10 protein-coding genes and 1 pseudogene are annotated in these 5,628 nt (G+C 68.0%); 4 read left to right on the top strand and 7 right to left on the bottom strand.

The window, feature by feature from the left end; translation table 11 throughout:
* Nucleotides 1-76 precede the first annotated feature (76 nt).
* A complete protein-coding gene (locus AOK11_RS32545) occupies nucleotides 77-541 on the bottom strand; it encodes a hypothetical protein (RefSeq protein ID WP_055597280.1) in 465 nt (154 codons plus the stop codon).
* A gap of 202 nt (nucleotides 542-743) precedes the next feature.
* Nucleotides 744-944, bottom strand: coding sequence for a hypothetical protein (locus AOK11_RS43140; RefSeq protein WP_157869498.1), 201 nt, complete (start codon nucleotides 942-944; stop codon nucleotides 744-746).
* 219 nt (nucleotides 945-1,163) lie between these two features.
* Here AOK11_RS43140 and mobF point away from each other — a divergent pair.
* A pseudogene (gene mobF / locus AOK11_RS32540) lies at nucleotides 1,164-1,862 on the top strand (MobF family relaxase); the annotation flags it as partial.
* Nucleotides 1,863-1,936: 74 nt separating this feature from the next.
* Here the strand turns inward: mobF and AOK11_RS32535 are convergent.
* The 4 genes from AOK11_RS32535 to AOK11_RS43135 form a co-directional block, all read right to left on the bottom strand.
* Nucleotides 1,937-2,674, bottom strand: a complete 738-nt coding sequence (locus AOK11_RS32535) for an IS6 family transposase (RefSeq protein ID WP_107098740.1) — start codon at nucleotides 2,672-2,674, stop codon at nucleotides 1,937-1,939.
* 14 nt (nucleotides 2,675-2,688) lie between these two features.
* Nucleotides 2,689-3,045, bottom strand: coding sequence for a diguanylate cyclase (locus tag AOK11_RS32530; protein ID WP_079035229.1), 357 nt, complete (start codon nucleotides 3,043-3,045; stop codon nucleotides 2,689-2,691).
* A gap of 92 nt (nucleotides 3,046-3,137) precedes the next feature.
* Entirely contained in the window at nucleotides 3,138-3,440 is a 303-nt protein-coding gene (locus tag AOK11_RS32525; protein ID WP_055597278.1) for a hypothetical protein, read from the bottom strand.
* Nucleotides 3,441-3,533: 93 nt separating this feature from the next.
* The gene (locus AOK11_RS43135; protein ID WP_157869497.1) at nucleotides 3,534-4,025 is read right to left on the bottom strand and encodes a hypothetical protein; all 492 of its coding nucleotides are present in this window, start codon (nucleotides 4,023-4,025) and stop codon (nucleotides 3,534-3,536) included.
* A 273-nt stretch (nucleotides 4,026-4,298) separates the two neighbouring features.
* On the opposite strand from AOK11_RS43135, the gene AOK11_RS46280 reads away from it, so the two are divergent.
* From AOK11_RS46280 to AOK11_RS32515, 3 genes are all read left to right on the top strand, one after another.
* Complete coding sequence (locus AOK11_RS46280) at nucleotides 4,299-4,421, top strand: hypothetical protein (protein WP_276204858.1); 123 nt, start codon at nucleotides 4,299-4,301, stop codon at nucleotides 4,419-4,421.
* Nucleotides 4,414-5,004: a hypothetical protein gene (locus AOK11_RS45635; RefSeq protein WP_240497575.1), complete on the top strand. Its 591-nt coding sequence runs from the start codon at nucleotides 4,414-4,416 to the stop codon at nucleotides 5,002-5,004. Before AOK11_RS46280 ends, AOK11_RS45635 begins: the two co-directional genes overlap by 8 nt.
* Before the next feature lie 62 nt (nucleotides 5,005-5,066).
* On the top strand, nucleotides 5,067-5,384 hold the full coding sequence (locus tag AOK11_RS32515; RefSeq protein WP_240497574.1) for a helix-turn-helix domain-containing protein: 318 nt from the start codon (nucleotides 5,067-5,069) through the stop codon (nucleotides 5,382-5,384).
* Nucleotides 5,385-5,389: 5 nt separating this feature from the next.
* Here the strand turns inward: AOK11_RS32515 and AOK11_RS32510 are convergent.
* On the bottom strand, nucleotides 5,390-5,628 hold a 239-nt coding region (locus AOK11_RS32510; RefSeq protein ID WP_157869496.1), incomplete at its 5' end, for an integrase core domain-containing protein.

Raw genomic sequence — 5,628 nt, 5'->3', positions numbered from 1 at the left:
TCCTCTCGTGACCTGAGGCGCAAGCGCCTGCGGTGGGAGCGAAACCGAGACCGCTCCCACCGCAGGCGCCCCTCCTTTACACACCGACCGGCCAGAACTGCATGAGGTAGCGCTCCACCCCATGACCGGTGCCTTCGCCCTCCGACAAGGCAGCGGCCTCAGCCCGGCCCGCACAACTGACCCGGACGCGCCACGAACCGCCGGAGTCCCCCAGCACGATGACATCGTCCATCCGACCCGTGTGCATGGACCACACCGCGACCTGGCCACTCGTCGACTCGAAGTGGGCCTCGGCCTGCTCGTCCCAGCCAGCCGGATCCTTCTGCGGCGGCCCGTCCCACACCTCGACGCTGACCGTAGCGGTATGGGTGTGACCGCCGCTGGTGATGTCCAGGCGCCCAGGATGCGTACTGAGGAAAGCCCCGTGGTCGAAGTCGTCGGGGAACGGGACCGGCAAGTCCGCATCATCTGACTCCTGCAAACCGAACGCGTGGTACCCCACATACGCTTCGACGTGCTGCTGCCGGACAAGCTGTGCCACGAGCACCCCTTTGGAGTCTCCGAAGGACGGTCCTTTCCGAGATGGTAGGCATGGCCCGCACGGCTCGGGCATACAGCGCACAGAATCAGTCGGGAAAGTGCCTGAGAGGTATACCGATACCGCGACGGGGCCGGACTCTCAGGTTGAGGGGTTCGTCCCTGCCATCTGTATCGCACTGCAGTGCAGCATTCGCACGGCATCGTCAGGCATCGACGCCATGGAGCGGCAGCATCGCTTCCTTCCACCGCTCGGAGTTGGTCAGGCGGCAGCCAGTAGGGCACCAGCGGCCGTTCGCCACTACTCGTTGCGGATCGGGGGACTGGTGGCTGAAGACCAGGTACACCCGCTCCTTGGTGAGTGTCTGGCAGAGCAGACAGGCGATTCCGGTTCTAGCCGTATGCATGAGCGGGACTGTGCACACGCAGGCGGCTTACCGTCGCGGGCTGTCGCGGCGGCCCGCCTGGCGGGCGCTCCGGTAAAGACTTGGTGATGGCCTCCCGCCCGACGGGAAAGACCCCGGATCGCGCTTTCTCACAGGTCAACTCCGGGGTTCCATAGGCCGATGATCAGCATGTCGGAGGTTCGCCCGGGTAACGGGTGGCGCTATCTCCTCCGCGGCGTGATGGTCGGCGACGGCCAACGCCCTGCGGGCACGCCGCTGCGCGCCGCCCAGGACGAAGCCGGTGTCCCGCCCGGCGTCTGGAAGGGCCGGGGCCTGACCGCGGTCGGCCTCACGGCCGGAGACGTGGTGACCGAGCGACAGGCCGAACTGCTCCTGGGGGAAGGCCGGCACCCGGACGCCGACCGGATCGAGCGCGAGCGCCTGGCGGAGGGCAAGAGCCCGGCGCAGGCCCGGCGGGCGACCGTGCTGGGCAGGCCCATCGAGCACAACCAGTCGCCGAAGACCGACAAGGCCAAGGAGCGGACACCTTGGCTGGCCATGGACCTGACGTTCCGGGCCCCGCCGACGGCACACATCGCGTGGGCGCTCGGGAATGACGAGACCCGCCTGGTACTGGAGCTGTGCCAGGACATCGCCCGGGACAAGACGCTGGCATGGCTGGAGGATGCGGTCGCGGAGATCCGCTGGGGGAGCGGCGGCAAGCACCGCAAGCCGATCCGGGACGGGCTGATCGTCGCGGTGTTCCGGCACTACGAGTCCAGAGCTGGGAAGCCGCTGCTTCACGATCATGCGGTGGCGTCGATCCGCGTCCGGCGGCCGGACGACAAGGGGACGTGGGGCAACCTGTCGGCGGACTCGATGCTGGCCCACATCGTCGCGGCCTACACCCTCTACTTCATGGAGGAGGTGTCCGCCCGGCGCTGTCACGTTGTTGAGTGTGTGAGTGCCTGACGGTGTGTCGGGTGTGGTGGGGCCGGGGTCCGGCTCCGGACTCAGGCCGCGGCTGGCTGGCCGGCGACGCCGGTGACCTGGTCCCAGACGGCGAAGCGGGCGGTCATCTCGGCTCGGTATTCGGAAGCGGTCATCAGGTGACGTCGGGGCCGGAAATGGGGTGAGATGCCGCTGAACGCGGACAGGAACCGCTGCGCCCCGCCGACGCTGCGGAAGCCCTTCATCACGCGTTCACGCTGCCGAGTGGGCTGGTGGCTGTTCTCGGCCCGGTTGTTGAGGTACTTCGACTGCCGGTGCTCGACGGAGGGCATGACCTCGCGATGGGCCGCGCCGTAGGAGCGGAGCCTGTCGGTGACGATCACCCGGGGCACCGTGCGGGCCGTCTTCAACAGGCGCCGGAAGAAACGCCTGGCTGCGCTCTTGTCCCGCCGGTTCTGCAGGAGAATGTCCAGGACATTGCCGTCCTGGTCCACGGCCCGCCACAGATACTTCTGCTCTCCGTTGATCCTGACGAACACCTCGTCCAGATGCCACTTATCACCGGGCCGGGGCCGACGGCGGCGCAACGCACCGGCGTACTGCTGCCCGAACTTCACACACCAGCGCCGCACCGTCTCATGCGAGACGATCACGCCACGGGCGAGCATCAGCTCCTCGACCTCACGGAAGCTGAGCGGGAAGCGGAAGTACAGCCACACGCAATGCGAGATGATCTCCACCGGGTACCGGTGCCCCTGGTACGACGGCGACGCGCTGTCCACGGACAACCCCTCCCGCATGATCAACCAGAAGATCATCCCACTCGCTCAGCCAACGTGACAGCGCCCGCCCAGGCGGTGAGCCGGGCGGCGGTCGCGGCCAGGACGGCGTCGCCGGCCGCATGGCCCATCGTGTCGTTCACGGCCTTGAAGTGGTCCTGGTCGATCAGGACCACGGCCACGTTGTCGCCGTGGCGGGCCAGGAGTCGGCGGGCACGGGCGGTGTACGCGTCACGGCGCAGCAGCCCGGTCAGCGGGTCGCGACGGGTCACAGCGAGCTGCTTGTGCAGCGCAGCCGCGTGCACGGCCCAACCCGTCAACGGGACAGCGGCGGTGGTCAGTAAGAGAGCGTGCCGCCCGATCCGGGCGTGCACGCGCAGGACGGAGTCCATACTGGGATCTCTCCCTCTCGTCTTGTGCGGGGTGGGATGGGCCCGGGACGGACGGTTGGTTTGGACGCCGTGTCGTCCGTCCCGGGGCGTAGCTACAGCTCGAAGTCGCCGTCGTCGGCGCGGGTCCAGCTGTACGGGTCGTTCCAGCGGCTGGCGGTCGCCGCCTTCCAGTCGAGCTCCCAGCCGGGCCGGTAGCCGCGCGCGGCCCACCCGTCCGGTCGCTTGTCGGGAATCTCGAGTCCGGCCTGCTGCGCGGCGTGTGCCGCGTCGTAGACCTCGTGCGCAATCCGTACGGCGGCGCTGCGGCTGTCGGCGTGGCCGGTGAAGACGTGCACGCCGCGCAGGCCAGCGGTGTTCCGTATCGGGACGTCGACCTCATAGAGGGGCAGGGGCATGACGTCCATCTCCCTTCATGCTCTGGTGGTTGAGGGGCCACTGCGATCGCCCCGGCCCCGGCGGGTGCGGGGTCGGGGCGGCACAGAGTGCGCTCAACGCAGCGGGTTCAGCTGGCGGTCTCGATGGCGTCTCGCAGGTGCATGCGCGCCCAGGCGAGCAGCGAAGGCTGGTCGTTCTCCGGGCTGTTCAGCGCGTCGGTGAGGTAGGTGGCGGCTTAGTCCAGTTCCTCGCTGGCGTCCTGCCAGCTGCAGCAAGTCGCTCAACCCATCGCCGTCGTCTCCGAGGTCGACGGTCCAGGCGTCGCTCAGCCGCTTCAGGTGTGGCAGCAGTTGGTAGAGCGAGTAGGCGAAGACGACGTCGTTGAAGCCCTCGATGAGTAGATGAGGGTGGGAGTGGAGCATCGTCTTGTGCTGCTGGTGGACCGTGTCGTCCGGGACGATGCGGTTGGCTGGCCTGGGACTCTGGCGATGGCCTTGACTCCAGCTGAGCGTGCGCGGCAGCCACCAGGTCTTGGGGGCAGCCATCGCCTGCTCGCCGACCGCGCCAATCCTCGCGTGCGCCATGTTGATCGAGCACTGGCCCACGGCGCTTCTCCCGTGGCCGGGGCAGCTCAGCGCACGGTGCCCGCAGTTTGGTGGCACCTGCCCGCACGCCGACGTCGCCTGCATGGAGTGGTGTGCCGGCGCGAAGGTTGACACGCCGTGTCCCGATCATCCGATGTCCGTTTGAGTATGTGGGATCCGGATGACGGGGGGACGCGATGGAAGTGCAGAGTCTGTATCACGGCTACCACGGGCGCGCGGTTCTGCGCGGTGTCGATCTAAACCTCGCCCCCGGAGTCCTGGCCGGGATCGTCGGTGAGAACGGTGCCGGTGATCGTCCACGAGCTGGAGTACTACGAGGCGATCGCCCGGCAGACCGAGGCCGCCAACCCGCCCGGCCTCGCCGACGAGTTCACCTCATGGGTCCGCAATGGCTGAGGCATTCGGACAGTTCCAATACCCGACTCCACCATTACGGGTCACGGAGAAACGCACCCGGGCCGCAGTCGACAAACTTGTCTCACACCAGTTCGACCGGCACGGCAACAAGATCTGGACCCAGGCCCGCCAGCTCCTGGAGCACGAGCACGCCCGCCTGCGGATCGGCCAGGTGTCCGTCCCCTACGGCATCTGCGTCGAACCGAGCAACGTCAAGGCCGGCGGCCACGGCTGCCCGTTCCGGTTCCGCTGCGTCGGCTGCGACCACTTCCGCACTGACCCGTCGTACTTGCCGGAGCTGCGGACCTACCTGGACACCCTGCTGAGGGACCGCGAACGTCTCGCCGCGGCCTCGGACCTCGACGCCTGGGCCCGCACCGAAGCGACTCCGTCCGACGATGAGATCAAGCGCATCCGCACACTGATCCGCCGCGTCGAGACCGACCTCGACGGGCTCACCGAGGACGAACGCGAGCAGATCAAGGACGCCACCCGGACCCTGCGCAAGTCCCGCACCGTCTCCCTGGGCATGCCCGGCATCCGTCCGCCCGAGCCGGACCTGCGGCTGGAGCGTGACGCATGAGCGCATCACCGGACCACCTGACCCGAGCGCGGGTCGCTGACTCCGACCGTCGAAGAAACCGAGTGTTCAAAGCCCTCGACCAACTGGCCTCCGCCGGCGAGGAGATCAGCGTTTCCTCGGTCGCCCGTGCCGCCGGCGTTCACCGCAGCCTGATTCACCGCCACGGTGATCTGCACGCAGCCGTCATCGCCCGCGCGGGCCAGCCCCTGCCCAGCACGGCTGCCGGAACGCAGGTCAGCCGCAAATCGCTGCTGGCCGACGTCGCGAACCTCACGGCCCGCAACGGGAGACTGGCCGCGCACATCACCCGGCTCGAACGGCGCCTGTCCGAGGCGCTGGGCCAGACGGCTTGGGAAGCTGAACCGCCCCGGGTTCGGTAGAGACCTCAGATTGTGGTGGTGACCTGGGGTTTCGTGAGTTCCGTGTAGTAGTTGGTCTCGTACTCGACGGGTGGGACGTGGCCTATCTCACCGTGCAGTCGGCGGTGGCAGTACCAGTCGACCCACTCGGCGGTGGCCAGCTCGACCTGGGAGAGGGTCTTCCAGGGCCGCTGCGGCTTGATCAATTCGGTTTTGAACAGGCCGATCGTGCTCTCCATCAGGGCGTTGTCGTACGCATCGCCGA

The sequence above is a fragment of the Streptomyces hirsutus genome (genome assembly GCF_001418415.1).
GTDB lineage: Bacteria > Actinomycetota > Actinomycetes > Streptomycetales > Streptomycetaceae > Streptomyces > Streptomyces hirsutus.
The sequence above is the reverse complement of the archived record's forward strand: the minus strand, read 5'-3'. Positions and strand labels throughout refer to the sequence as shown.

Bases quoted from the DNA above. Each gene is read 5' to 3' on its own strand.
- AOK11_RS43140 (WP_157869498.1), bottom strand. From the start codon at position 944: ATGCATACGGCTAGAACCGGAATCGCCTGTCTGCTCTGCCAGACACTC.
- AOK11_RS32535 (WP_107098740.1), bottom strand. From the start codon at position 2,674: ATGCGGGAGGGGTTGTCCGTGGACAGCGCGTCGCCGTCGTACCAGGGG.
- AOK11_RS32530 (WP_079035229.1), bottom strand. From the start codon at position 3,045: ATGGACTCCGTCCTGCGCGTGCACGCCCGGATCGGGCGGCACGCTCTC.
- AOK11_RS32525 (WP_055597278.1), bottom strand. From the start codon at position 3,440: ATGCCCCTGCCCCTCTATGAGGTCGACGTCCCGATACGGAACACCGCT.
- AOK11_RS45635 (WP_240497575.1), top strand. From the start codon at position 4,414: ATGGCTGAGGCATTCGGACAGTTCCAATACCCGACTCCACCATTACGG.